Origin of the sequence: Flavobacterium aquidurense (assembly GCF_002217195.1) — a bacterium.
GTDB classification, from domain to species: Bacteria; Bacteroidota; Bacteroidia; order Flavobacteriales; family Flavobacteriaceae; genus Flavobacterium; species Flavobacterium frigidimaris.
This window is the reverse complement of the sequence record NZ_MUGR01000026.1, coordinates 25,179-50,805: the sequence shown is the minus strand read 5'-3', so window position 1 is coordinate 50,805 and position 25,627 is coordinate 25,179. Positions and strand designations below refer to the sequence as shown.

General features: G+C 35.4%; 16 protein-coding genes. 8 read left to right on the top strand and 8 right to left on the bottom strand.

What is annotated here, in order from left to right; all coding sequences use genetic code 11:
• Positions 1-555 precede the first annotated feature (555 nt).
• The 5 genes from B0A67_RS14170 to B0A67_RS14150 all read right to left on the bottom strand — a co-directional run bounded on the left by B0A67_RS14170 (position 556) and on the right by B0A67_RS14150 (position 9,485).
• A complete protein-coding gene (locus B0A67_RS14170) occupies positions 556-2,148 on the bottom strand; it encodes a solute:sodium symporter family transporter (RefSeq protein ID WP_072954082.1) in 1,593 nt (530 codons plus the stop codon).
• A gap of 3 nt (positions 2,149-2,151) precedes the next feature.
• The gene (locus B0A67_RS14165) at positions 2,152-3,168 is read right to left on the bottom strand and encodes a GntR family transcriptional regulator (protein ID WP_072954086.1); all 1,017 of its coding nucleotides are present in this window, start codon (positions 3,166-3,168) and stop codon (positions 2,152-2,154) included.
• 62 nt (positions 3,169-3,230) lie between these two features.
• The gene (locus B0A67_RS14160; protein WP_072954089.1) at positions 3,231-5,435 is read right to left on the bottom strand and encodes an alpha-galactosidase; all 2,205 of its coding nucleotides are present in this window, start codon (positions 5,433-5,435) and stop codon (positions 3,231-3,233) included.
• An 18-nt stretch (positions 5,436-5,453) separates the two neighbouring features.
• A complete protein-coding gene (locus B0A67_RS14155; protein ID WP_072954093.1) occupies positions 5,454-7,424 on the bottom strand; it encodes a sialate O-acetylesterase in 1,971 nt (656 codons plus the stop codon).
• Positions 7,425-7,433: 9 nt separating this feature from the next.
• A complete protein-coding gene (locus B0A67_RS14150) occupies positions 7,434-9,485 on the bottom strand; it encodes an alpha-amylase family protein (RefSeq protein WP_072954096.1) in 2,052 nt (683 codons plus the stop codon).
• Between the two features lie 481 nt (positions 9,486-9,966).
• Here B0A67_RS14150 and B0A67_RS14145 point away from each other — a divergent pair, with 481 nt between their 5' ends.
• The 8 genes from B0A67_RS14145 to B0A67_RS14110 all read left to right on the top strand — a co-directional run bounded on the left by B0A67_RS14145 (position 9,967) and on the right by B0A67_RS14110 (position 20,815).
• On the top strand, positions 9,967-10,566 hold the full coding sequence (locus B0A67_RS14145) for an RNA polymerase sigma-70 factor (RefSeq protein ID WP_072954099.1): 600 nt from the start codon (positions 9,967-9,969) through the stop codon (positions 10,564-10,566).
• Positions 10,567-10,633: 67 nt separating this feature from the next.
• Positions 10,634-11,740 (top strand): FecR family protein, encoded by a 1,107-nt coding sequence (locus B0A67_RS14140; RefSeq protein WP_072954103.1) that lies wholly within the window; start codon positions 10,634-10,636, stop codon positions 11,738-11,740.
• Between the two features lie 10 nt (positions 11,741-11,750).
• Entirely contained in the window at positions 11,751-15,107 is a 3,357-nt protein-coding gene (locus tag B0A67_RS14135; RefSeq protein ID WP_072954106.1) for a SusC/RagA family TonB-linked outer membrane protein, read from the top strand.
• A gap of 4 nt (positions 15,108-15,111) precedes the next feature.
• Positions 15,112-16,569, top strand: a complete 1,458-nt coding sequence (locus B0A67_RS14130) for a RagB/SusD family nutrient uptake outer membrane protein (protein WP_242670966.1) — start codon at positions 15,112-15,114, stop codon at positions 16,567-16,569.
• Between the two features lie 100 nt (positions 16,570-16,669).
• Positions 16,670-18,019: a hypothetical protein gene (locus tag B0A67_RS14125; protein WP_123887411.1), complete on the top strand. Its 1,350-nt coding sequence runs from the start codon at positions 16,670-16,672 to the stop codon at positions 18,017-18,019.
• Positions 18,020-18,194: 175 nt separating this feature from the next.
• Positions 18,195-19,337, top strand: a complete 1,143-nt coding sequence (locus B0A67_RS14120; RefSeq protein ID WP_072954295.1) for a cytochrome-c peroxidase — start codon at positions 18,195-18,197, stop codon at positions 19,335-19,337.
• A 366-nt stretch (positions 19,338-19,703) separates the two neighbouring features.
• Positions 19,704-20,354: a VOC family protein gene (locus tag B0A67_RS14115; protein ID WP_072954114.1), complete on the top strand. Its 651-nt coding sequence runs from the start codon at positions 19,704-19,706 to the stop codon at positions 20,352-20,354.
• Between the two features lie 62 nt (positions 20,355-20,416).
• Positions 20,417-20,815 (top strand): tautomerase family protein, encoded by a 399-nt coding sequence (locus B0A67_RS14110; RefSeq protein WP_072954117.1) that lies wholly within the window; start codon positions 20,417-20,419, stop codon positions 20,813-20,815.
• 68 nt (positions 20,816-20,883) lie between these two features.
• Here B0A67_RS14110 and B0A67_RS14105 read toward each other — a convergent pair whose 3' ends face one another.
• The 3 genes from B0A67_RS14105 to B0A67_RS14095 form a co-directional block, all read right to left on the bottom strand.
• Positions 20,884-22,890, bottom strand: coding sequence for a heavy metal translocating P-type ATPase (locus tag B0A67_RS14105; RefSeq protein WP_072954119.1), 2,007 nt, complete (start codon positions 22,888-22,890; stop codon positions 20,884-20,886).
• A 183-nt stretch (positions 22,891-23,073) separates the two neighbouring features.
• Positions 23,074-24,327, bottom strand: coding sequence for an efflux RND transporter periplasmic adaptor subunit (locus tag B0A67_RS14100; RefSeq protein WP_072954122.1), 1,254 nt, complete (start codon positions 24,325-24,327; stop codon positions 23,074-23,076).
• Position 24,328: 1 nt separating this feature from the next.
• A complete protein-coding gene (locus tag B0A67_RS14095) occupies positions 24,329-25,588 on the bottom strand; it encodes a TolC family protein (RefSeq protein WP_072954126.1) in 1,260 nt (419 codons plus the stop codon).
• Positions 25,589-25,627 lie beyond the last annotated feature (39 nt).

Here is a 25,627-nt window from a genome sequence, read left to right as displayed (position 1 = left end):
TCTTTTGTTTGGTTTTTTGAATATTGAGCATTTAAAAATATGAGAAAACGAATTGACTTATACTATACTATACTACAACATTACAAACATACAAATATTTTCATAACATCCAAATTTATGTTTTAAGAATTTGTTATTTTTTTCAAGTATTTATTTCAGCATTACTATTAATACCTGCCTTTAAAAAGGAAAAAGAAAAAAAAGTAACGAATAAAATAAAGAAATCTCAGACAAAAAATATAAATAATACTCCTTAAACAAAGAAAATAAGGACTTTAAAGTGATTTTAATTGATGAATATTTATTTTTTAAATTTGAAATAATACTCATAAATATTAATAAAATCATTCTTAATAAATCATAAAAAAAAAGGCAATCAGATGTGTTTGACGAAGAAAACTGCCCATCTTTACCCATCATCGAGTGTGAGTATTTTAGTGGTTAAAGGCGACAGGTTTTAAAAAACCTGCCGGGTTTGTAGTGTAACAAAAAAAAGACGCACTGCTTAGAGTGCGCCTTTACAAGAAAGCCTTTGCTACTTTGAACCTTTCAAACCTACGCTATTCCCCATTTCGAAAACAAAACGAATATACTGACCATACCTGTCAGCAGTAAAGCAAAATACCAATAACGGTTTTTCCATGGCGATAATTCGACAGATTCAATTTTGATTTCGGTGTATTTATATTTTGGATAAAACCTGGCAACCACCAGCATACATATTGTGGTAAACACAAATAATAACGCCAGCATATGCAAATAATGCAGTTTGATATCTAATATATAATTGAAGATGATATAACTAAAAATAAAAAATACCATTCCGATTTTAGCGGCTTGCGGCGGTACTTTTTTAGACACGAAACCAACCAGAATAATCGTGAAAATTGGCACACAAAACATTCCGCCCAATTGTTGCAGATAAGTATAGAAACCTGCTTTACTAAACATAATAAACGGGGCTGAAAACATGGCCAGAGCCGAAACAATGATCTCGAATTTTCGACCGGTGTAGACCAGATGTTTCTCGGTAATTTCTTTGTTTCTTTTTTCTAACCAGGGTTTATAAAGGTTCAGTACAAAAAGTGTACTGCTGCTGTTTAAACCTGCATTAAAAGTACTTATTGCTGCTCCCAAAACAACGGCAGCAGTTAAACCAATCATAATGCCGGGTAATGTATCTTTTACCACCAGAGGAAAAACCTCAGCAGTATTTTCCAGATTTTTATAAAGATGAACGCCTACCAATCCGGGGATGTTAATAATAAAAGGGCATAATAACTTTCCTAAACAAGCCAATCCCATTCCTTTTTGACTGTGCGATAAACTTTTTGCAGAAAGTGCCTGCTGAACGATAAACTGTTCCATTCCCCAATAATAAAGGTTCATGATAAACATACCGGTAAAAATGGTACTCAGCGGAATTTCATCGTGCGGGCCACCAATAGCATTCAGATGTTCTGTGTGTTCTGAAAGTAAAATATGAAATCCTTTAGACCAGTCGCCATTGCCCAGGAATTTAAATCCGAAGTACGGAAAAGCAATTCCGATAGTCAATAATCCAACACTTAAAATGGTATCACTTATAGATATTGCCCGCAGTCCTCCTAAAACGGAATACGCACATCCTGTAAGACCTATGACCCAGACCATAATCCAGATGTTTTGCCAATACGTTAATTCTAAAGGATATAAAAAGTTGAACATTCCGGTAAGTGCAACCGCTCCACCGTATAAAACGGCCGGTAATAAATTGACCACATAACTGCAGAGAAATACAATCGATACGAGTCTTTTGGTCGAATTATCGTAACGTTTTCCCAGATAATCCGGTATTGTCATGGCTCCGGTACGAAAATAAATAGGCAAAAAGAACTCCGCTACAAGCAACATAGCCAACACAGAACTTACGCCCCATGCCATAACGCTCATATTGTTGGTGTATATGGATTCGTTTTCGCCTATAAATTGATTCGCACTAATATTACTTAGTAATAAGGCTCCTCCTACTATAAAGAAATTGTTATTATGATCTGCAAAAAAAAGTCCATTAGTGGTTTGTACCTTTTTTGTGCGTGTTTTTAAAGCTGAAAATAAGGCAATAAAACCGGTAATTAGTAAAAAACTAACAATGGACAATACAATCATAAATTACAACGAATTTCTGTCAACAAGAATTGTTGGAATAATTTCCTGAATCTTTTTACGGTTCAGGACAAAATTAGCGGCTTTTTTTCCCATTTCAGAGAAATCAGTTGAGAATGTGGTAACGCCATCAAAGATGATTTCTTTTACGATATCATCATTATGCGATATAAAGCCAATGTCTGAACCAATTTTAAGTCCTTTGACTTTAGAGTCTTTCAACATTTCCCAAAGCTCGAGATTGTGAATCGTAAAATATACTTTTCCTTTTTCCAGAGAACCGGATACATACTCTTCTTTGATAACTCCTTTGATATCATAATCCTTCATGAATCTTTTAAAAGAATTTAAGATTTCATCGGGTTCTGCAGACGATGGCTTGAAGAAGAAAATAATCTCATCGTACTTTTTAATTTTATCTTTAAGCTGCACAAAAGCATTGTAAGACGAATCTCCAAACTCTTGTGCAACATAATTATAATCTTCATCTGTTTCTATAAAACGGTCTACCAGCAACACTCTGTTGGTAGGCAATTGTTTTAAAACAGGCGGTGTTTTTTTACTCGGAATCGGAGCAATAACAAACATTCCGTATTTTCCCTTTATATTCTGAACAATACTCTCGAAAGTATCAAAATTATTGTGATGGAAAAAGATATCCAATTGGATATTTTTCCCAAGACCTTTTCTGAAATTCTCGTAAAACGTTTCCTGAAAAATATCAAATGCAAATATCAGCAACGCCACTTTTAGTTCTTGTTTTACATCATTGGTCGCCACAAAATAACCCAGTCGGTTTTTTGATTCGATGATGCCTCTGTGAACAAGTTCCTTATAAGCTTTGGCAATTGTTTCTCTTGCAAAACCCAATTCGCTTATAAAAGTATTTACAGACGGAAGCAGATCTCCTTTTGTAACTACTTTTTCATCAATGGCGTTAATTATTCCCTGAACCAATTGTTCATGTTTAGAGAAGGAATTTATAGATTCAAGATTTTTTATCTGCTGAATAATTTGCTTCATAAACGTTTTTAATAGGTATTTATTTAGAAATGATAGTACAAATATATACTAATGTTTGAGATTTAGGCCTTTGTAATTTTTAAAACCACACTTGTATTAGAAGAATTCACATTTGGATTGATACCTACCTGCATTAAAAAATCACCTGAATAAGTGGCCGTTTCTACTACTGCCTTTTTATCCGGATACACATTTATTTCTTCTACTTTATAATTTTGTCCGGCTTGTAATCCTTTTAATTTTATTGGTAAATGTGCTCCCGCTTCGTATCTTGAATTCACTGAATAACTAAAAACTACTGCTTCGTTACCATTTTTATTTACAAACATTACTGATGCAGCGTCATTACCCCATGGGTTTTGCAAACGGTATTGATCTCCCTGCCAAATCGTATTACTTAATGCTCCGTAGTTTTTTATCGCTTGCTGAGCAAAAGCCAAATCTTTTTCGTTCAGATCTTTTACTACAATATCAAAACCTAATCTTCCCATCATGGCAACATCCGTACGGTATTTTATTGGTTGTTTTCCCCAATCTGTTACGTGTGCCGCAATGGTCAGTGCCGGGTAAAAATACGAGTATTCCCATTGCATATAAACACGCTCTAAAGGATCTGTATTATCACTTGGCCAGAATTCAGTAAAGTATTTTAATGCCGCATAATCTACTCTTCCTCCGCCTCCTGAACAAAGCATCATAGGTACTTTAGGATATTTTACACGAATACGCTCTAAAACTTTATACAATCCGTTTACATAATCAGTATAAAAATTATTTTGTTTATCTTTTAAATGGCTTGAATATGCATTGTAGATCACCGCATTACAATCCCATTTGATATACGCCAATTCCGGATTTTCTGTAAAAAGATTGTCTACCACTCCGTAAACAAAATCCTGAACTTTTGGGTTTGATAAATCCAACACCAATTGGTTACGGAAATAATGCTCCGCTCTACCCGGTTGTTTCACAATCCATTCCGGATGTTTTTTATACAAATCACTGGCCGGATTTACCATTTCAGGCTCAATCCAGATTCCGAATTTTACCTGATTGTCTTTGGCTGTTTGCACCAATGTTCCAATTCCGTTTGGTAATTTCTTTTTGTTCACGTCCCAATCTCCAAGAGCCGCGTCATCATTGTTACGAGGATGAGTGTTTCCGAACCATCCATCGTCTAATAAAAACATATCAACGCCCAGCTTTTTACTGTCGGCGATCAGTACTTTTAGTTTATTTTCATCAAAATCAAAATAAGTAGCTTCCCAGTTGTTTAGCAATGTCATACGACTTCCTTTACCGTCTAATATTTTGTAATTTCTGGACCAGTCGTGTAGATTACGGCTTGCGTTTCCTTTTCCTTTAGATGATAAGGTGTACCAAAATTTAGGCGTTGTAAATACGGTGTTTTTTGCCAGTGAATAAGCTGCTGCTGCATTGTTAATTCCTGAAATAACACGAAGATTATTCAACGGATCCAATTCTAGATCTGTACGAAAATTTCCTGACCATTCTAAACCTGCAAACAACACTTTTCCTTCGTCTTCTGTAGCTGGTTTGTCTAAAGAAACCATAAATACAGAGGGTTGAAATAAGTTGGCACGAGATCCTAATTTTGTATCCAAAACTTTAATTCCGTGAGTCAATTTTGTTTCTTCAGGCTGCATTTCTTTTGCCCAGTCTCCATGATATTGGTTCAGATAAAAATTATTATATCCTTTAAGATACAAATTCGCCGATGCATACTTGTTTAAAGTAATATTTCCTTTTTCAGCGTGTTTAATCGTTGTCCACTGCTCGATAACATCAGTATCGTAGTACGACTGAATAAACAAATGCACCTCAACAGGATATACGTTATCTTTGAGTGTAATTTCTGTTTGAGAAACTCCTGTACTTACCGTTGTCGTTTTATGATCTACATATAATAAATCCAGTGAAGTATTTCCGTCAGCATGCGTTACAGCAATCGCAGGTTCTAATAGGTTTTTAGAACCGGATGGCGTATATGCTGCATTATAAATTCCAGAATAATCAGTTCCCTGTTTGAACTGAGCTTGTATTTTTACGTAATCAAAATCATTTGCCAGTTTTTCTCCCAGATAAATCGTGTTGACTTCTTTTCCCGGAGTTACCTGCAAAACAAGCGCATTACTTTTTGTTTTTACTGAGATAATTTGCTGCGCCGATACGGGACTGCAATAACTCGCCAGCATAAAAAATGCTATCCCAAAAGATTGCCTTAAGTTGGTAATGTGTTTTTTCATTTTTATTATATTTTATTTTTATTTCTTTTCTTGTGTTATTCCTTTCCAGTCATCTGTCCTAAAAGAGGATGCGGGTAATCCTGATCCATTCGTTAAATTCCCAATTGGATTATCAGCCCAATTGTATCGAACTGCCACGGGATTTGGTACTTCTTGTGAATATACTTCGACTTTGCCGTTGACTATTTTTGCTTCTGCCCAATAAAACTTTTGATCTGATCCTGCAATCGAAAATCCTTTCAGGCGGTCATCTCTGGCTTTTATATTTTCATTAAAATCAAAATCTAACGTAACCACATTCGCTTTTATAACGCATGCTTTATAAAGCGGTCCCGAATAATCAATTTTGGTGTTGTATACTTTTGCCAAAGCGATATTTGCCAAACGCGCTCCAACATCCTGTTTGTTTTTTGGGTGAATGTCTTCTCCATTCCCGATATCAGTTGTCACCGCCATTCCGGTATTGGATACTTTCAAAGTTTTGAATTGTGCTTCTCTCAGCTCTGCCCAATCTGAATCTCCCGGTTCTTGTTTTTGTTGCCTGTAATTCGCCAGTTGAACAAAGAAAAAAGGCAGATTTTGATCTTTAAACTGAGCTCTCCAATCATTGATCAACAACGGAAATAATTTTTGATACTGATAGGCTCTTTCGGCATTGCTTTCTCCCTGGTACCAGATGACTCCTTTTATCTTATAATCTGTCAGAGGGGCAATCATAGCATTGTATATCGCGCTTGGTCTGTTTTGGCCCTGAGCCAGGTACGGTTTTGCCGGCAAATCTTTTAAGTCTGCACCAATAGTATATTTCCAGTCTCCGTTTAATAAAACCGTTTCCTTTGATGATTTTAATGAGAAGTTTTCATCTCCGTAAACTCCCCCGTTTCCTGCTCCGTCAAAAACTCTTATTGTTATAATGTTCTCACCTTTTTTCAGGAACTTCGCCGGAATAGTATAATGACGTTTTACATTATACCCTTTCGTTTCTCCAATATAATTTCCGTTTACCCAAATCATATCGTCATCATCTGCCAAATAACTTAGGGTAAAGTCCGTATTGTTTGCAGCAATATTTACTTTTTTTCGAAACCAGACTACACCATCAAAATTGGGTAATCCTTTGTTTTCAAAATAGACTGGCAAAGACATGGTTTTCCAGGAACTATCATCAAAATTGGGTGTTGCCCAAATTATTTTTCCTGTCTCGAATCCTTTATCGGAACCTCTCAATTTCATTTCCCAATCGGCCATATCGGCATTATACTTTTTCAATAAAGCCTCCTGATCAACCTCTGATTTCATCGCCTGAATTTCGGCATCAAAATCATGAATAGTCGTTAACGCTCCGGAACTTGTCCAGGCCTCGATTAGTGTTCCTCCCCAGGAAGAATGAATTAACCCAATCGGGATCTTTTTTTCTTTGTAAATCTTTCTCGCAAAAAAATACGCTGTTGCGCTAAAATCGGCTACGGTTTCAGGACTGCAAACATTCCATCCGTCGTGTTGTACTTTTAGTGTATGTAACGGTAAAGTACTTTCTATATGTTCTGCCTGTAATAATCGTATCTGAGGATAATTGGCGTTTGCAATTTCTTCTTTATAATGATCTATTTTTCCCCAACCATCCAATGGCATTTCCATATTGCTTTGTCCGGAACACAACCAAACTTCGCCAATCAAAATATTATTGAGCGTTTTAATGGATCCGTCATTTATAGTAATGCTATAAGGACCGCCATAAATTGGGGTCTTAAGAACGACCTTCCATTTACCATTTACTACTTTTTCTGTATAGTTTTTTTTATCCCAAGAAGTTGTAATCGTTACCGATTTACCATCACTTTCTCCCCAAAACGGAACGGCACTTTTTTGCTGTAAAACCATATTATCGGTAAAAAAAGAGGGCAGTACAACCGCAGCATTACTGGTATTGAATGCGCTGATAAAGAGCGTCAATACTACTATGACATTTTTAAAGAGATGCTTTTTCATGTCAATTCTTTAACGGTTTACTATTTTGAATAGACAAGCATCTTTGGCACCCAAATTTAGATTAATCGTATTGTTTTTTACTTCAACATTTTCTGAGGTAAAAACATCGTGAAGTTTATAATTCCCGTTTTTAACGCCTAATCTCTCTAATGGAATTGCATAATTTTTGCTTGTATTTCCGTAATTCAAAATACTGATATACCAGTCATTGCCTATTTTTTGCTCGAAAATTTCTGTAGTTAATTTTCCTGTATTTCCTTCTACCGGACGGAATGCCACACCGTTTTCAACAATTTTAAGCATTTCTTTATTCTGAAGCCATTCTTTTGCACGTTTGCTCCAGATTCCGTCTTTGCTATAATCATCACCCGTAATAAGTGTACCTGTAATAACTGACGAAATAAGTCTTGCGCGGTTCTCCCCTTCTGTAACATCTGCAAAAACCACATGATCTGCATCGATATAATCGTATGAATACGTCTGCCACCAACCATAATTTACACTATTTAAGGTATATTCTGTCTGCTCGATTGTTTTCCAGGCATCACAGGCAATTCGACGAATGTGAGCGTAACGTGATGTTGCCATATTTGGAGAAATTGCCGCATAAATAAGCATTTGACCGTCCAGTGCATTTACCAAATGTTCCATACCTACTTTATAAGCCTGCATTCCTGTTGTTACATTTTTATCATAAAACGAAGTCGATTCCGCAGCTGCGTGACCTAAAAAGTCGATTTTAATCATTTTAAAACCACATTCTTTAAGTTTACTGATCACATAATCAACACGTTTTAGTGTTCCGGGATGTGTAGGATCGATGGCACGCGCACCATCAAAATCAAAATAAGTATTGCCGGTTTTCGTCCACATTTCGCCAAACGTATAGTTACTTCCTTCGGCTTTACGGTTTGGGCCATCTTTCCAGCCCCAATCTGTAAACGGTGCCCAGTAGGCTCCCGGTTCTAAACCTTTCTTTTTGCAATAATCAGCGAATTCTTTAAGTTTACTGAAATCTCCTGTAAAACCGCCTTTTACCATGTTGTCCCAAAACGAATCAAGATCGATATAAGCGGTATTGCCAACCCGAAATTCCGGAACCGAATTAGCAAAGAAATCAGCCACTTTAGTCGTATTCTCAAAATTGATTTTCTCCATCAAAACGCCCCAACTGTTCCAGCCTACCGGAGTTGGTTTGTCCCATGCAAAAACATACGGTTTCTCTACAATACGATTGGTTTTGGCATATTGTTCCATACCATTACGCCAATCTGAGTAATAACCCACAAAGAATTTTGGTGAGACTACTTTATCGCCTTTTACAATACCATGTGCAATACTGTCACGTGTATTCTCTTTTTCTGAATATCCTGCCCAGACCGAAAATGAAGGCTGTTTGTTTTGATTGATTGTTTTTACGGCACTTTTCCAAACGGTATGTTCCAGAGAACCTACAATAAAACCGTTACGGGATGCATTATTGAATATGATGCCAACTTCGGCACTTGTATTATGCGAAATAGTATCTAGTTTTTTAGAGTTGTAACTTATAAAAGCATCGTTATCATAAGGAACAAAAACTGTTTGCAGGTTTTCTATTTTATCAAAAACAATTTTCCCTAAATCCAAAGGCGCAATATAATGGGTAGCTATTTGCTGTCCGTTGCCTGAAATTTCTAATTGAGTGATAAAATAATCCTGACTGTTATACGTATAAAAACTTTGGATCAATGTAGCCTTATTTTTCTCTTTATAAGTAAGCGTATATTTTAAACCTTTACCTAAATCATCGCTGATCACCTCTTTTGCAAAAACGGCGTCCGGATAATCGTTTACACCAATTGTTTTACCATTGATGATAACCGAAGCTTTTGCGCCGCTAAAAATAACTTTACCGGATTGACTTACGGCAATTGTTTTTTGTTTTGCATCATAAGTTATAACACCACTTTTGCCAAAAGTCATCTTGATGTTCTTTTGTGCTAATGCCGAATTGCAAAAAAATGCCATCAGCAAAATGGACAAAAACAGGTTTTTAAGTAGGAAAGGATACTGTTTCATTAAATAATTTTTAGATTATTATACTATTCTATACTACAATGATACAAATTAAAATTAATTTACCAATAATTAAAAGTTTTTTTTTCAACATATAAGTAATTTAAGTTCATATTAAAGTGGTCCTTATACTTTCTACTTACCTTAAAATCAATTAATAATTATCATAAATATAAGTTTCTATTGTTTAAAATAAATATCGCCGTTACGTTCACTTATATGACTTATAAATTCCCCAAAAAACACTAAGCTTATATAACTTATATGGTTTAATAAACACGCGCAGCAGCACTAAACTTAATTATAACTTATAAAATAAACACATTTTTTACACTTATTCTGAATAATATTTTTTGAAACTATCATTATTTGAATTTTATTTAGAATTAATATAAATAAACTTTTATATTTGCCGCTTTCTGTGCAAAAAAGGTCTTTTTGATAAATTACCTATATTGCTTTCTAAAAAAGTGATCCTTTTATAATGAACAATACTACCAGTTTCGAACTACATCTTTTTGAATCTTTCAAAGAAGGAGACGAAACTGCTTTCACTTATTTTTACGACAAATACTTTCGCAGAATTACTGCTTTTAGCATTCAGTTTATTTATGATAAAGACGAAGCCGAGAATCTGGCTCAGGAAGCTTTCCTGCATTTATGGCAAAACCGCGACACTGTTGAATCGATAAATGGGATCCAGTCTTTTTTATACACGTATGCCAAATCGAAATGCCTGAACATGATTCGGCACAATAAAGTGAAGGATAAATTTAAGAGCGAAGTTTTGAATCAGAAAGAAAGAGAACTGGATATCGAAATCTTAAACTCGGTTCAGTTTGATACTTTAGAATTAACCGAATTAGAGCGTTTAATTCAGGAATGCATAAGTGAACTTCCGCCCAAAACGCGTGAAGTTTTTATAAAAAAACGCTTCGAGGATAAAAAAAATGCAGAAATAGCAGAAGAAATGCAAGTGACCTTAAAAGCGGTTGAAGCCCACATGACAAAGGCTTTGAAGATTTTAAAGACTAGATTATCGGACTATCTGTTCTTGATTTTTATCCTTATTTGTAATAATTAAAAATAATAGGTAGGGTATTTTGATTCTGAAGTGTACTTACTGTAACGAGAAGTTTAAAAACTTAAATATGACATCGGAAATCATTTATAAATACCTTTCTAATGAAGCTTCAGAACAAGAAGTTCAAATACTGTTTGAATGGATTGAAGCATCAGAAGAAAACAAAGAATACTTTATTACCTTAAAGAAAACCTGGGCATTAACTGCGCTTTCTGATACTATTTCGGGGGAATCTGTTCCGGTACTTTCAATTCGTCCAAAAAACAAAGTACTTCATTATCTCAAATATGCTGCTGTATTTGTGGTCCTTATCGGGTTGAGCAAATTAGCTTTTAATTGGAGTCAAAAAACTGCATCATCAAAAGAGATTGTTTTGGAATGGGCAGATGGCCGTTCTGAATATCTTACAAAAGACAATCAAACGAAATTAGTGCTTGATGATAATAAAAAAGTAATTGCCAAGAAATTCGCAAATCAGATCATATATTTCGGAAAAGTTCAGGACCATGAAGTCGTTTACAATACACTTAAAGTGCCGTACGGAAAAAGATTCAAATTGACGCTTTCTGACGGAACTGTTGTGAGTTTAAATTCAGGAACTACCTTAAAATATCCGGAGCAATTTGGCATCAACGGAAAAAGAAATGTTTACCTGACCGGAGAAGCTTTTTTTGAAGTCGCCAAAGACAAACAACATCCTTTTATTGTCAATGCCAATCAGGTCGATGTTGAAGTTTTGGGAACGAAATTTAATATAAGTGCTTATCCTGAAAACCCAACGGTCAACAGTACTTTGGTCGAAGGAAGTATTCAGATGTATGAAGCCGACAACAAACAAAATGTTATTTTGCTAAAACCCAATCAAATGGCAACCTGGCAAAACAATTCTAAAAAAATAACCACAAAAGAAGTTGACCCTGCCTTCTACTCTGCCTGGACAAAAGGTGAACTTGCTTTTAAAGATACTCCATTTTCTACCATCGCTAAAATCATTCAGCGTACCTACGACGTCGAAATTATCAATGAAAATGCTGTTTTGGCCAAACAGAATTTTACCGGTACTATTAAAATTAGCGAATCCAGTGTCGAAAACATTTTAGAACTTCTAAAACGTGACACGCCATTTAATTATTCCGTTAAAGGAAATACAATAACCATTACCAATCTTCCATAACTAAATAAACATGACTTTTACGATACACGATTTAAGGAAAATTCTATTTTTCCTAGCCTTGCTTTTATCCAGTTTTAAAGGTTTTTCTCAGAATAAAAACATCACTTTACAGCTCAAAAACAAACCTATTAGTTTGATTATTAAAGCCATTGAAGAACAAACCGATTTTAGGATTATTTATAACGCCCGAAAAATTGATGCTGAGCAACTAGCAGATATTAATGTTCAGAATGTGACTTTAGAAACTGCTTTAACGCAATTATTTGCCGGTAAAAACATTTCGTTTTACATCCAGAAAAAACAGGTTTTATTAACGAACGCTGCTCCTGCACTTCCAAACGCTGTTTTAGCTGAAAGCGAAAGACTGATAAAAGGAACTGTTTTAAATGCTAAGGATAAATCGCCTCTTCCGGGCGTTACAGTTTTGGTAAAAGGTACCGGAATGGGTGCTATTACAGATGCAAACGGAAAATTTGTGTACAAACTAAAAGGCAATGACATTAAAAATATTGTTCTTGAAATTCAGTATTTAGGAATGCAGCCTCAAACGACAAGAGTTGAAAATAAAACTGAATTTACTTTTTATCTTGAAGAATTTACAGACGAATTAAATCCGGTTGTAATTACTTCTTCTTATGGAACTACTAAACTAAAAGAAGAGATTGTAGGGAGTATTTCTACATTAAATGCTAAAGATATAGCTGTAGAACAAGCTTCAGAAAGTATCGACAAAATGATTACCGGACAAATTGCCGGTGTAATGGTCGAAAATACTTCTGGTATTGGGGGTCCTGTAAAAATTAATATTCGTGGGCAGGGAACTTTATCATCTTTAACCGGAGCAAAAACCGGAACTTCTACACAGCCGTTAATTATTATTGATGGTGTTGTAATGAGTGAAGAATATGCGATTGATGCCATCTCTTTTAATGGAAGCGGTGATACTTCTGAAGATTTAGCCAACCCGCTAATGAAAATTGCTCCTGAGAATATTGAGACGATATCCGTTTTAAAAGATGCTGCTGCCGTGGGTATTTATGGTGCTGACGGTGCAAATGGCGTAATTTTAATTACGACAAAAAAAGGAAAAAAAGGAAAAACACAATTTGGTTTCTCTAACCAATTGGGAATTTCTTCTGCTATTAACAGAATTAAATATCTAAGTGGAGAACAATTTACTGAACTTAGAAATGATTACATGAAAAATACCACAACAGGGTATACTCCTGTTGCTTATAATGGTATAAATACAGATTGGTTCGAGGTTTTAAACAGAAGCGGAATATATAACAAATACAATTTTAATGTTTCGGGATCGACTTCAAAATTCTCCTATCGTACGAACGTAAGTTATTTAAAAATTGATGAACCTCAACTAGGCAATGATACCAAACAATTAAACGCAGGAATTAATCTGGGATTCAATTCAGGGAAATGGAGTGCCAACTTAATGCTGAATCCAAGTTACGTACAAAAAGATGCCCCAAATATCTTTTCTAGTTTTGCTTATTTGCCAACTCTCGCAGTTTACAATGCAGACGGTTCTTATGCAGATTTGGGAGTAAGCGGTATTACAAGAGGAAATCCGCTGGCTGCTATTGAACAAAATAAAAATCAGTCGCAGACATTTGGCATTCTCGGAAGTTTAAATTTATCGTATCAGCTTAGTAAGGCTATAAAATTTTCGACACTTTTCGGAATGGATTATACGGATAAAGAGCAGGATCGCTATTTTTCTGCTGCAAATGAAAGTGGTCAGTTTAATGGATCTTTTACTCTTAACGGAATTTTGTATCCTGCATGGGGACGCCGAATTCTCAATCAACGAAATTCGACAAAATGGAACTGGCAGGGACAAGTTTTATTTAATAAACAATTAAACGAAAATCATGAAATTGATGGTGTCGCAGGTTTTGAATTATCTGAAGATAAAACAGATTTTAATTTTAAATCCGGAGTAGGATTTGTCAATCCGGATCAAATTAATAAAATCAGTGATGCTGTCAGAGATGATAATCCTGCAACTCCTTTGGTTGATGAATCTAAAGCCGGACAGAGTTCCAGAGGTGAAATTAGCTATAATTCGAGAGTTTCATTTCTATCTCAGGTGAATTATAACTATAAAAAACGTTATTATGTTTTAGCTAATTTAAGACGTGACGAAAGCTCTGTTTTTGGAGATGATACAAACGTTGCTCTTAATGGCGGCGCAGGTTTGAGCTGGATTACAAGCAATGAAAATTTCTTACAGTCAAATACATGGATTGATTTTCTAAAATTTAAAGTGAGTTACGGTTCTACAGGAAATTCAAGAATTGGTTCTTACAGAGCAAAAGGTTTATATAATATTAGCCAAAACGATTATAACGGGTATATCGGAGCAACGACCGGTGCTGCTCCAAACGGGAATTTAAGCTGGGAAAAAAACACAAAATTTAATGTTGGTTTTGATTTTAATATTTTTAAACGAATCGAATTGACTTTAGAATATTACTATGACAACAAAACCGATTTAATTACAACAAGAGATATCCCAACAGAAACAGGATATAATTCTGTTCAGTTAAACGCCTCAAGCATGTATAATAAAGGTTTTGAATTGACTACCAGAATTAAATGGATAAAAAGTAATGCTTTTAAATGGACAACAACATTCAATATTTCTACTGTCGAAAGTAAAGTAACCAATCTAAAAGGTTTAGGAAGTGATTACGCTTTAGGAAATATTGCCTTAGCACAAAAAATAGGCTATAGCACAACTACTTTATGGGGAATAAAATGGGTTGGAGTTGATCCCGCTACAGGTAGAGATCTTGTAGAAAAGGATGGGAAAATATACGATACCAAAACGTATAATGATTCTCATACTGTTGCAGACTGGGTACCAATTGGTGACACACAGGCAGATGCCTACGGAGGTTTTTTTAACAGTTTTACATTTTATAATAATCTAACCTTATCTGTAAGAGGTGATTTTCAACTAGGAGGCGATGTCTTTGTTGGTGATGTTTATATCGACAAGTATTCTAATACGTTAAATAGAAATCTTTCTGTAAATGCGTACGATTACTGGAGAAATCCGGGTGATAATGTTTCACAGTCAGCAGTAACATCTTCACCTATTATTCCTAATTTAAGTAAGTACATATATGATGGTACTTATGTCCGAATCAGCAATATTAATTTAAGTTATAATGTACCCCTAAAAAATACTTTTCTGGATGCTCTGTCTGTTTTTGCAGATGCTTCGAATGTGGCATATTGGTATAAGGAAAAAAGTCCAAAAGGAATGAACGGAATACGAGAATACAGTTTTATATATCCCCAGGCCAGAACAATCTCGCTGGGAGTTAATGCTAAATTTTAAAGAAATGAAATATTCAAAATACATCACACTTTTTTTCCTGATATTCTCACTACAAAGCTGCAGTGATTTCTTAGAACAGGAACCCGGAACTCAAACCTCTGTCGATGAGCTTTTGCAAAACAAGCAAGGAGTAGTAACTGCTTTAACCGGACTTTATACGGAGCTTGAAGCTAATGTAAAAGATGAACGATTTGCTGTTTATGCTGATTTGCAAGGAGGAAATTTAAAATTTACCCCAACGGCTTCCGGAAGCAGCAGAGGGCAAATTTCTCCATCAGGGAATATTGAGCAGGTTTATTCTTTTGATGATCTGGCGCTTACCAGTAATTACAAATCATTTTATGACGGAAGTTATGATATCATCAATCAGGCTAATTTAATTTTAGAATATACTCCCGCCCTAACCGATGCGACTGACGAAGAAAAGAAACAAATTAAAGCAGAAGCATTGACCATAAGAGCTTATGCACATTTTCTTTTATCACAGGTGTACAGCCAAAATTATAGTTATACCTCAGATGCTTCTCATTTAGGGATTGTTTACAACACAAAATCAATAAAAGCAGGAATAGAATATCCCGAAAGAGAAACTGTAGCCAATACGTATAATTTAATTATAACCGATCTAAAAACAGCAATTGACAATTACTCTGTTTTGGTACTTTCAGGTCCCGTTTACTCTTACTTCAACGTTAACAGTGCAAAAGCGCTGCTTGCCAGAGTTTATCTGCAAAAAAATGACTGGACAAATGCTTACGAAACTGCAAATGATGTCATCACAAATTCCGGGATTAGGTTAACAGAAAAAGAAAATTACCTTGCAGAATGGGCAAAAACAGATCTTCCGGTTTCTGAAATTTTATTAGAATTTTCGATTCCAAGAAATTCAGAAGGTATTGCCGGCAATTCTATGTCAAGTTATTTTGGATATACTTCGGCAACCAGTTATAATAAATATGTTGCTTCTGATGATTTGGTTACTCTTTATGAAAATACAGATTTAAGAAAACAACTATTTCTTACACAATCACTTCAAACATTAGTGAATGGCGTTCTTACGCCTGTGAGCTACAACTTTACTAAAAAATTCCAAAATAATGCCGGTTATGTAGCTTTTAGATTAAGCGAAATGTACTTAATCCGTGCCAAAGCAGCTTTTGAAACCAATAAACCAGATGAAGCAATGGCAGATATCAATAGTATTCGCGCCCGTGCAAATGCGACTTTGCTAACCAATACAGCCAATCTTAAAGAAAATATTCTTTTAGAAAGAAGAAAAGAACTTTGTTTTGAAGGCCATTTATTCTTTGATCTCGTACGCAATCATAAAAATATTTCCAGAAATGACGGTTGTATTTCTACTAGTTGCAGTGTGGCATATCCTTCTTTAAAATTTGTTCTCCCAATACCAACATTCAACACTAATCTTAACCCTAACTTACAACAAAATGACTCGTATTAAGATATTTAGCATATTGTTTATAGCTCTATTAATAACTTCTTGCTCCAAAGACGATTATAAATTAGGTTCTGAGATAGATCCTTTTTTAAGGTTTAATTTTTTGGCAAAAGATAACGTGCCTTTAGAATATCCTGCTGTAAACGGAAGTCTGGCACCTCAATCTACTTATGTAAACAGCTCTGTAAAAACGTTAAAAGTTCCGGTTGCCTTAACAACCCGTAATCTTAAAAGTGCTGTAACGGCCAATTTTAGTGCAGTTTCATCGACTGGCGATAACGAAAGCTTTACAGTAAACCCGGTCAGTCAATTAGTATTTGAAGGAAACAAAGTAACGGATACCATTTTTGTTTCTTTTGATAAAAGATGGACGGACAATCAAAGTATCACTTTAAAATTAGAAACGGTATCTGATCCTGCAGTTCATATCGGAAACCTGAATACAGAATATCCAAATGATACTTTCAAAATTGATTTAGGTGAAATTAAAACCAATTATACTTTTCCGGTTAATCAATATGTAATACAAGGCGTAGTTGGCGAGACAATCGATTTTAAAGTAAATTTCCCTAACGGCTTTTTTCCTTCTGAAATAGAGAATGCATCAATTTTTAAATTTCAAAATGGTTTCGAATACGCGCTTACTCATGATGATTATGGAGATAACAGAAGTTCTGTAACTTATCATTTGACATTGCTGGAAGATCTTCAGAATGATGATGCGCGTTATGAGTCAAAAATAACCTTAGTAAATATTCCAAATTACAATGCAACCGGAAGCCTTAATTTAACAATTGTAAAACCGACAAAATCACCAAGAGATCTACAGGCAAATCCTGCATCAAAATTTACAGATCCTACCAATGCATTTTATTTAACTTATGGTGAACATTGGTTTAACAACAATAACACTTGTACATGGCAGACTTTTAATGCTTTAACCTTTCCTGTTGTGGTAACAAAGGACAATGAGAATGCTATACTTTACAGCGACAAAGGAACAGCAAATCCTAATGACGATGTGTATCACGATGCCTTTAAAATTGGATTTAATGTTGCCACCGGAACAAATACAGTAAACTCTTTTGGTTTAAAAAGATGGTTTTCTAACGAAAGTGCATCTGCTGCTATTTCTCCGGGATTTAATATTACTTCTGCTTTAGAATTTTTTCCTGAAAACGGAAACAGCAAAACGCAGGGAACCGTATTGGTGATTCCACAAGATTTAACTATTGGGTCCAGCGCATCAAATACTCATATTATTGCTATTTCAGGCGAAGGAACTTACAAGGAAATCAGTGCCGGTTTATTTGAGATTTCATTTGAGTTAAAACTAACAAACGATAAACTATTTGGAGGAACCGTTTCGACACAATACAGAATGTATAACAACAGGGTTTATCCAAAACCAGCGGCTTTAAATATTCCGTGTCCTAAAGAAGTTACGCTTTAAAAGTTCTCAGTCGCAGTTTTATAATTTCATAAATGACAAAGTTGTAACCTAATTTATTTCTATCTTCAAACATAGCCCGTGGTTGAAACCACGGGCTATGTTTGACAAGTTTACAAGTAAAAAAAAACGCAAACTGCGACTGAAACCTGAAACAAATCAAACAAAAACAAAAAAATTGAAAAAACTAATCGTCCCTCTCCTATTCCTCGTGAGTTTAACGGCCTACAAAACCGTTGAACAGCCTGATTACATAGACATTCAGGAATTACGAAAACTATATTCCGGCGGTGATGTTACAAAATGGCCCGCAGCAGCATTACACGAAAATGTCGATAAAGCTACATTTCAGGATATTGGCGTGCTTCCTCCCGTTCCCTATCCGGATTATAATCCGTATTCGAAGGAAAAAGAAAGTCTGGGCAAAATATTGTTCTTTGATCCAAGATTATCCGTTAGCGGACAAATTGCCTGTGCATCGTGCCACAATCCTGAATTGGGCTGGACAGATAATTTAACACGCTCCTTTGGTCATGATCGCCAAACCGGAAAACGCAATTCGATGACGATTCTTAACTCGGCCTATGCCACCTCTTTATTCTGGGACGGTCGTGCTTCAAGTCTCGAAGATCAGGCACAATTTCCGATTGGTGATCCTCTTGAAATGAATGAAAAACTGACAATTGCCGTTGATAAAATCGCTAAAATTAAAGGATACAAACCGCTGTTTGAGGCCGCTTTTGGAGACAAAAAAGTAAATCTGCAAAGAATACAATATGCCATTGCAACTTTTGAAAGATCGATCAATAGTCCGAAAAGCAAATTTGATAATTTCGTTAGCGGAAAATCGGAAGCATTTACCGATTCGCAGGTAAAAGGCCTGCATTTGTTCCGAACGAAAGCGCAATGCATCAATTGTCATAATACGCCTTATTTCAGCGACAATCAGTTTCATAATGACGGACAAACTTTATTTGGTACCAAAAATGAAGATTTCGGACGGTATAATGTTACTAAAGACGTAAAAGACATTGGTAAATTCAGAACACCAACATTGCGTGAAGTAGCCAATACTAAACCCTGGATGCATCACGGACATTTTCCTACTTTACTGGATGTTGTAGAATTATACAATTTAGGAAACCCTTCTCCTGTTCAGAAAAAATATCTGGGAACGGCAAGAGATTCCTTAATTCCAAAAGCTGATCTTATGCTAAAAAAACTGAATTTAAACAAAGAAGAAATCAGCGATCTTTTGGCTTTTATAGAAACTTTGAGTACGCCAACACGAAGAATTATAACACCAACAATGCCGAAATAAAATGATTTGCAAATTACCCCAAACAGTGTCTAACCTTTGTGGCATTTTCATATGAAATGGGCTTTTTTTTTAAATTTTAAACACATAGAAACATAGCTCAAATAAATGTAGAAAGACGTTTCACTACAAATAAATCTCATAGTACTTTGTGAAAAAATCATGATTTTCTAAAAGAATCTAAATTGCAGTTTTAAATCTATGTTTCTATGTGTTTAAAAAATTAGGCATTACAATAAGAGAAACTTTAATCATAATTTACTATCCTTTCATTGAAGTATAAAATAGCTTGTGAATCATAATCCTTCCATCATTTCTTAAATTTGTTTGAAACGAAAGAAGCTTTTTCTTCTTATAAAAAATACCACCATGAAGTTAGCACACATTCAAATTCAATCCAGCGATATACAACAAACTGCCACTTTTTATAAAGACATTCTTGATCTTACTATTATAGAAAAAACCAAAGAATCGATTAGCATTCAGGCGGGAGATTCTATTCTAAAATTCGTTGAAAATCCTCAATTTAGTTCTATTTATCATTTTGCGTTCAATATTCCTGAGAACAAATTAGACGAAGCCATTGATTGGTGTAAAAGCAAAGTAGATTTAATTTTTATTGAAGATCAAAAAGTCATTACCAATTTCGAAAACTGGAATGCCAATGCGGTTTATTTCTATGATAATAATGGTAATTTATTAGAATTTATTGCCCGTCATGACCTTGATAATGCGCAAACAGAATCATTCAGTTCTCAATCAATTCTGAATATTAGTGAAATAGGAATCGTAAATGATAATCCATTAGCATTAGGAAAACAATTGATCAAAGAACACGGTTTAGCATTCTTTTCTAAAAATGCTAATAGCGAACTTTTTGCTGCCGTTGGTGATGATGAAGGTTTGCTGATTATGGTTAAACCAAATAGAAACTGGTATCCGACGCAAACACCTTCTGAAAGTAATAAAACAGCCGTTAGAATTGAAAATAAAGGGAATAAAATAGAATTAAATTTTTAATACGATTCTTATTTCCATCGCTTACTATTCCTTATTTTTATAAAAATTTAAATTTCAAAAAAATGCCATTCGTTAGAATCAGCCTTCCCAAAAAGCTTTCATTAGAAACAAAAAATACTATTTCAGCATCAATTCATGAGTCTTTAATAGCCGAATTTAATATTCCAAAAGACGATTATTTTCATGTGATCGAAGAATTAGAATCGCATCAGATAAAATATCCTGAAAGTTATCTTGGTATTTCACATTCTGAAGATATTATTTATGTGCAAATCACGGCAGGACAAGGAAGAACGGTAGAACAAAAGAAAAAGTTATACCATCAGATTGCGACAAGAATTTCGACTTCCACCGAAATTTTGATCAATAATGTGATCATTGTTTTATTAGAAAATAATGGTTTAGAGAATTGGTCTTTTGGTAACGGAGAAATTCAGGAACCCACACATTTGAAGAAATAATTACTCAAACAGAAAATCCCAATTCAAAATTAATGAATTGGGATTTTGTTTTATTTGAATGAAGTAATTTAAAACTTCATCTTCTGAATTCTCACGGCATTTAAAATTGCCAGTAACGCTACTCCAACATCGGCAAAAACAGCTTCCCACATTGTGGCAAGTCCGCCGGCACCCAAAATCAGTACAAAAGCTTTTACGACAAAAGCCAGGGTAATATTCTGCCATACGATTTTTTTGGTTTGTTTCCCGATATTGATGGCCATCGCAATTTTACTTGGTTTATCATCCTGAATCACAACATCGGCCGTTTCGATCGTGGCATCACTTCCTAAACCTCCCATTGCGATACCTACGGTACTTAAGGCGATAACAGGAGCATCATTTACACCATCGCCCACAAAAGCTACGGTTTCGTTTTTGGCTTTAATCTCGTTGAGTTTATTCACTTTATCTTCCGGAAGCAAATCTCCAAAAGCATTTGCGATGCCTAATTTATCCGCAACAAATTGCACTACATTGGTTTTATCACCGCTTAGCATGGTTACTTTAACGCCTAATGCTTTTAGTTTGTTTACTGCTTCCTGTGCATCTCCTTTTATTTCATCGGCAATAGTCAAATATCCTGCGAACTTATTATCATACGCAATGGCAATTGTAGTGTAAACAACCGAATTTGGATCAATATCATATGAAATGTTGAATTTATCCATCAATTTGAAATTCCCCACATGCAATTCTTTTCCGTTGATTTCGGCTTTTAAACCATGTCCGGAAATTTCTTCTACGTTTTTCAATTCAATTGAAGCATCAATCTGCCCCACATGATTATGAATTGCCGTTGCCACAGGATGTGTACTCTGACTTTCGAGAACATTAACGAGTTTCAGAATCTCAACTTTATCAAAACCTTCCTGAATAATAACTTCCTGAACTTTAAAAACACCTTCGGTCATGGTTCCGGTTTTATCCATCACCACATTTTGAATGGTTGAAATACTATCGAGAAAATTACTTCCTTTAAACAGAATTCCGTTTTTACTCGCCGCACCAATTCCTCCAAAATACCCTAACGGAATACTGATGACCAAGGCACAAGGACATGAAATTACCAGGAATACCAAAGCTCTGTACAACCAGTCACTAAAGACATAATTGTCTACAAAAAGCCATGGCAATACACAAATCGCAATCGCCAGATACACCACGATTGGCGTATAAATCTTGGCAAATTTCCTGATAAACAATTCCGCAGGCGCCTTTTTGGTCGTGGCATTTTGTACCATTTCCAGAATCTTAGACAATTTACTGTCTTTATAAGCTGTGGTTACTTTTACCAGTGCAACGGTATTTCCGTTGATCATTCCGGCCAAAACTGTTTCTCCTTTTACTTTGGTATCCGGCTTGCTTTCGCCTGTTAACGCCGCAGTATTAAACGAAGCGGTATCAGACAACAGTTCTCCGTCAAGACCTAATTTTTCTCCGGCTTTCAGCTGTATTATTGATCCTATCTTTGCATCAGCTGCTTTGATTATTGTGGCAATGTTATTTTCTAAAATACTGACCTCATCCGGACGTTGATCCAATAAACTTTTAATATTAGATTTGGCACGGCTTACCGCCAGTCCCTGAAAGTTTTCTCCAATAGTATAAAACAACATTACGGCAACACCTTCGGGGTATTCGCCTATTGCAAAAGCGCCTATTGTTGCGATACACATCAGAAAAAATTCCGAAAAGACATCGCCTTTTATAATGCTTTCATACGCTTCTTTCAAAACTGGCCATCCAACCGGTAAATACGCTATTATGTACCAGGCAATCCTGACGTAACCTGTAAACCAGTTTTGCGGAAAATAATTGTCAAATCCAATCCCAATAAGCAATAAAACAAAGGAGATTATGGCTGGTAAAAATATTTGAAACAAACTGCCTTCCGCATTATGTTCATGATCGTGACCGTCTCCGTGATCATGTCCGTCATCATCAGAATGAACGGGCTCATCATGTGAGCAACAACATGTAGGTTGTTTTGGTTTCTTTTTTATTATTTTTTCTTCTCTATGTATATGTTCCATAAAATGAGTTTCAAGTTTTATTTGTTTCAAGTTTAAACTTTAAACTTTGTTTAAATATGTTCTAAAATTACGGATTTTGAGCCAATTGTCTATAGGTAGCGTTTTATTTTAATCTTGCAAATTCTGCACCCGCTAAAAAAAACTTAGCATCTTAGTAACTTAGCCACTTAGCGCCTCAAAAAATTAGTGACTATGCTCTCCTCCGCCTTTCATTGCTGAAAGCAGATAAAAAGCACCTTTAGTTACAATTTTTGCATGAGGAGGAATTTTATCTACAAATTTTATTTCGGTAAAACCTAAATCTGTAGTTCCCGGAATCACCTCAACTGCTTTAAAATGGATTTCATGTTCGTGAGGTTTTCCTGGCGCTGCTTTCTCTTCCTCATGTTCTTCATGTTCTTCTTCCTGGATATAAACAAAGTATTTCTCTGCATTTCGAACCACAGCATCTTTTGGTACTGCAGGAACCGTAGCATTGGTAATGTTGATATTTGCCGAAACATACATTCCGGGAATCAGTCCTTTTGCATCTGCCGGCTCGATTTTGGCATGAACGGCAACCGTTTTACTTTCATTAGAAAAGGACTTATTGATTCCAAAAATCTTTCCTTTGATCGATTTATTCGATTGGTTTGTCAGGACAAAATCAATTACCTGTCCTACCGAAATAGAACCCAAATCTTTCTCATAAACATTCAGGTCTAAATGCATCTGGCTATTGTCAACCACCTCAAACAATGCAACGCCGGTTTGTGCATAAGCTCCTTTTGCAATGCTTATTTTTCCCACATAACCGCTAATTGGTGCTACAATGGGTACTAACGATGTACTTCCTTTTGTACTCACATGCAAAGCTTCTAATTTGTTCTTTGCAGCCTGCGCCCTTGCTCTTTCTGCCGCTAGTTTTGATTTTACTTCCTGGAAAATTTTTCTCGGATTTACATTCTCATCGCTTAACGTTTTCTGGCGATTGTATTCTAATTGCAAATATTCGATATTGGCTGTAGCCGAATGATAATCTTCCTGCATCTCGATCACTTCAAGATTCTGGATGGTCGCCAAAACTTTTCCTTTGTTGACATAAGTACCTTCTAAAACAAAAATGTCTTTTACCGTTCCTCCAATCAAAGTCGAAACTTCGGCTGAATTTTGTGGCGGAACTGTCGTATAACCATTGGCTTTTATGACTTTGTTCAGGTTTCTGTCTTCTACAAAACCGGTTTCGATTCCGACTGTTTTATATTGGGATTCGTTTAAAGCTACTTCTGTTTGTGATTTTTCTTCTTCGGGTTTTTCTTCAGTCTTTTTTTCATTGCACGAAATTAATATTCCGCTGTAGGCTATAAGCAATAAGCTATAAGCTAATCTTCTTTGTGAACTTTGCGAAAAAGCTTTGCTCCCGATAGCTATCGGGATTGCAGTTAAATTTATTTTCATTTTAATTGTTTTTGATGGTTGGAAATTGAACTTCGATGGCACTTTGATTAAAATTATGGGTCGCCTCTGTGTATTGCTTTTTAATATCAATTGCCTGATTCAGAAAACTGATGTACGACCAGTAACTCATATCGCCATTAGCATAACTTTTTTGCGCGGTATTAATAATCTGATCCGCATATTGCAAGCCTTCTTTCTGATAATAGTCTAATGCCTTTTTTTGTTTTGCAAAATTGTTCTCTAATTCCTGTCTCTGCAGGTTCAGCGTTAGTTTATTTTTATCTAAAGCCAATTGCGATTGCGAAATACTGATTGCCGATGCCTGTGCTCTTGCTGTATTAACTCCCCCAAACAGCGGAATCTGCAATCCGGCCGTAAATCCCTGAAACAACGATTTGGTATCTATCGTTTGCGCAAAATAACCCAATCCTAATTTCGGCGTTCGCATCGCTTTATAGGTATTGGCTTCTTTTTGAAATACCGAAATCTGCTGCTCATAATAATCCGTCATTAAACCTTCTGCTTTTGAATTTCCTTCTTCTCTTAGAACAGTATATTGTAGTAATGTTTTATCATCAGGAACAATGTTTTCATCCGTCTGAACAAAGAACTGCAGCTGCTTTTGGTAAATCACCAAATCATATTCTAATTGTGCTTTTTGAGTTTCAATCTCTTTCACTCTTACTTTCGCACTAATTACTTCGATGTTTCCGCTTTCTCCGGTCTGAAAACGCAATTCTGCATTCTTTAGGAATTTGGTATAAATATCATTCAGTTCCGAGTTTAATTTTTGCATAGAAACTCCATACAAGTATTGATAATATGCCAGCGTTACTGCTTTTTCTGTTTCATAAGAAGACAATGCTTTTCGTTTCTCGGCCAGTTTTACCAATTCTTCCTGCAATTGCCTGTTTGCTTTTGTAATATTCCCAATTGGAAAATACTGCTGAACGGAAACATTATGGTCAAAATCAACGCTGTTGAATTGTCCTCCCTGATATTGCACCTGAAGTGCCTCCGGCTGAAATGCAGTCTTTTTCAGAACCGTTTGTCTTTCTATTTCTTTATCAGCAATTTTTAAGTCGATGTTGTTTGATTTGGCGAGTTCTATCGCTTTTTCTAAGCTGATTTTTTCTTGTGCCTGCGAAAGCATGCTAACCAATAAGATTATGCTTAACCGCAATCCCGATAGCCATCGGGAGCAAAGCTTTTTCGCAAAGTTCGCAAAGGGTTTTCTGTTTATATTATATATTGAATTCATTTTTTATTTTTTAAATTTCTTTGCCTTAATTTTTTGTTT

What these genes read in the sequence shown, in the direction of transcription:
- B0A67_RS14150 (WP_072954096.1), bottom strand. Translation starts at nt 9,485, where the DNA reads ATGAAACAGTATCCTTTCCTACTTAAAAACCTGTTTTTGTCCATTTTG.
- B0A67_RS14115 (WP_072954114.1), top strand. Translation starts at nt 19,704, where the DNA reads ATGAAGTTAGCACACATTCAAATTCAATCCAGCGATATACAACAAACT.
- B0A67_RS14105 (WP_072954119.1), bottom strand. Translation starts at nt 22,890, where the DNA reads ATGGAACATATACATAGAGAAGAAAAAATAATAAAAAAGAAACCAAAA.
- B0A67_RS14160 (WP_072954089.1), bottom strand. Translation starts at nt 5,435, where the DNA reads ATGAAAAAACACATTACCAACTTAAGGCAATCTTTTGGGATAGCATTT.
- B0A67_RS14170 (WP_072954082.1), bottom strand. Translation starts at nt 2,148, where the DNA reads ATGATTGTATTGTCCATTGTTAGTTTTTTACTAATTACCGGTTTTATT.
- B0A67_RS14135 (WP_072954106.1), top strand. Translation starts at nt 11,751, where the DNA reads ATGACTTTTACGATACACGATTTAAGGAAAATTCTATTTTTCCTAGCC.
- B0A67_RS14145 (WP_072954099.1), top strand. Translation starts at nt 9,967, where the DNA reads ATGAACAATACTACCAGTTTCGAACTACATCTTTTTGAATCTTTCAAA.
- B0A67_RS14155 (WP_072954093.1), bottom strand. Translation starts at nt 7,424, where the DNA reads ATGAAAAAGCATCTCTTTAAAAATGTCATAGTAGTATTGACGCTCTTT.
- B0A67_RS14165 (WP_072954086.1), bottom strand. Translation starts at nt 3,168, where the DNA reads ATGAAGCAAATTATTCAGCAGATAAAAAATCTTGAATCTATAAATTCC.
- B0A67_RS14100 (WP_072954122.1), bottom strand. Translation starts at nt 24,327, where the DNA reads ATGAAAATAAATTTAACTGCAATCCCGATAGCTATCGGGAGCAAAGCT.
- B0A67_RS14095 (WP_072954126.1), bottom strand. Translation starts at nt 25,588, where the DNA reads ATGAATTCAATATATAATATAAACAGAAAACCCTTTGCGAACTTTGCG.
- B0A67_RS14140 (WP_072954103.1), top strand. Translation starts at nt 10,634, where the DNA reads ATGACATCGGAAATCATTTATAAATACCTTTCTAATGAAGCTTCAGAA.
- B0A67_RS14130 (WP_242670966.1), top strand. Translation starts at nt 15,112, where the DNA reads ATGAAATATTCAAAATACATCACACTTTTTTTCCTGATATTCTCACTA.
- B0A67_RS14110 (WP_072954117.1), top strand. Translation starts at nt 20,417, where the DNA reads ATGCCATTCGTTAGAATCAGCCTTCCCAAAAAGCTTTCATTAGAAACA.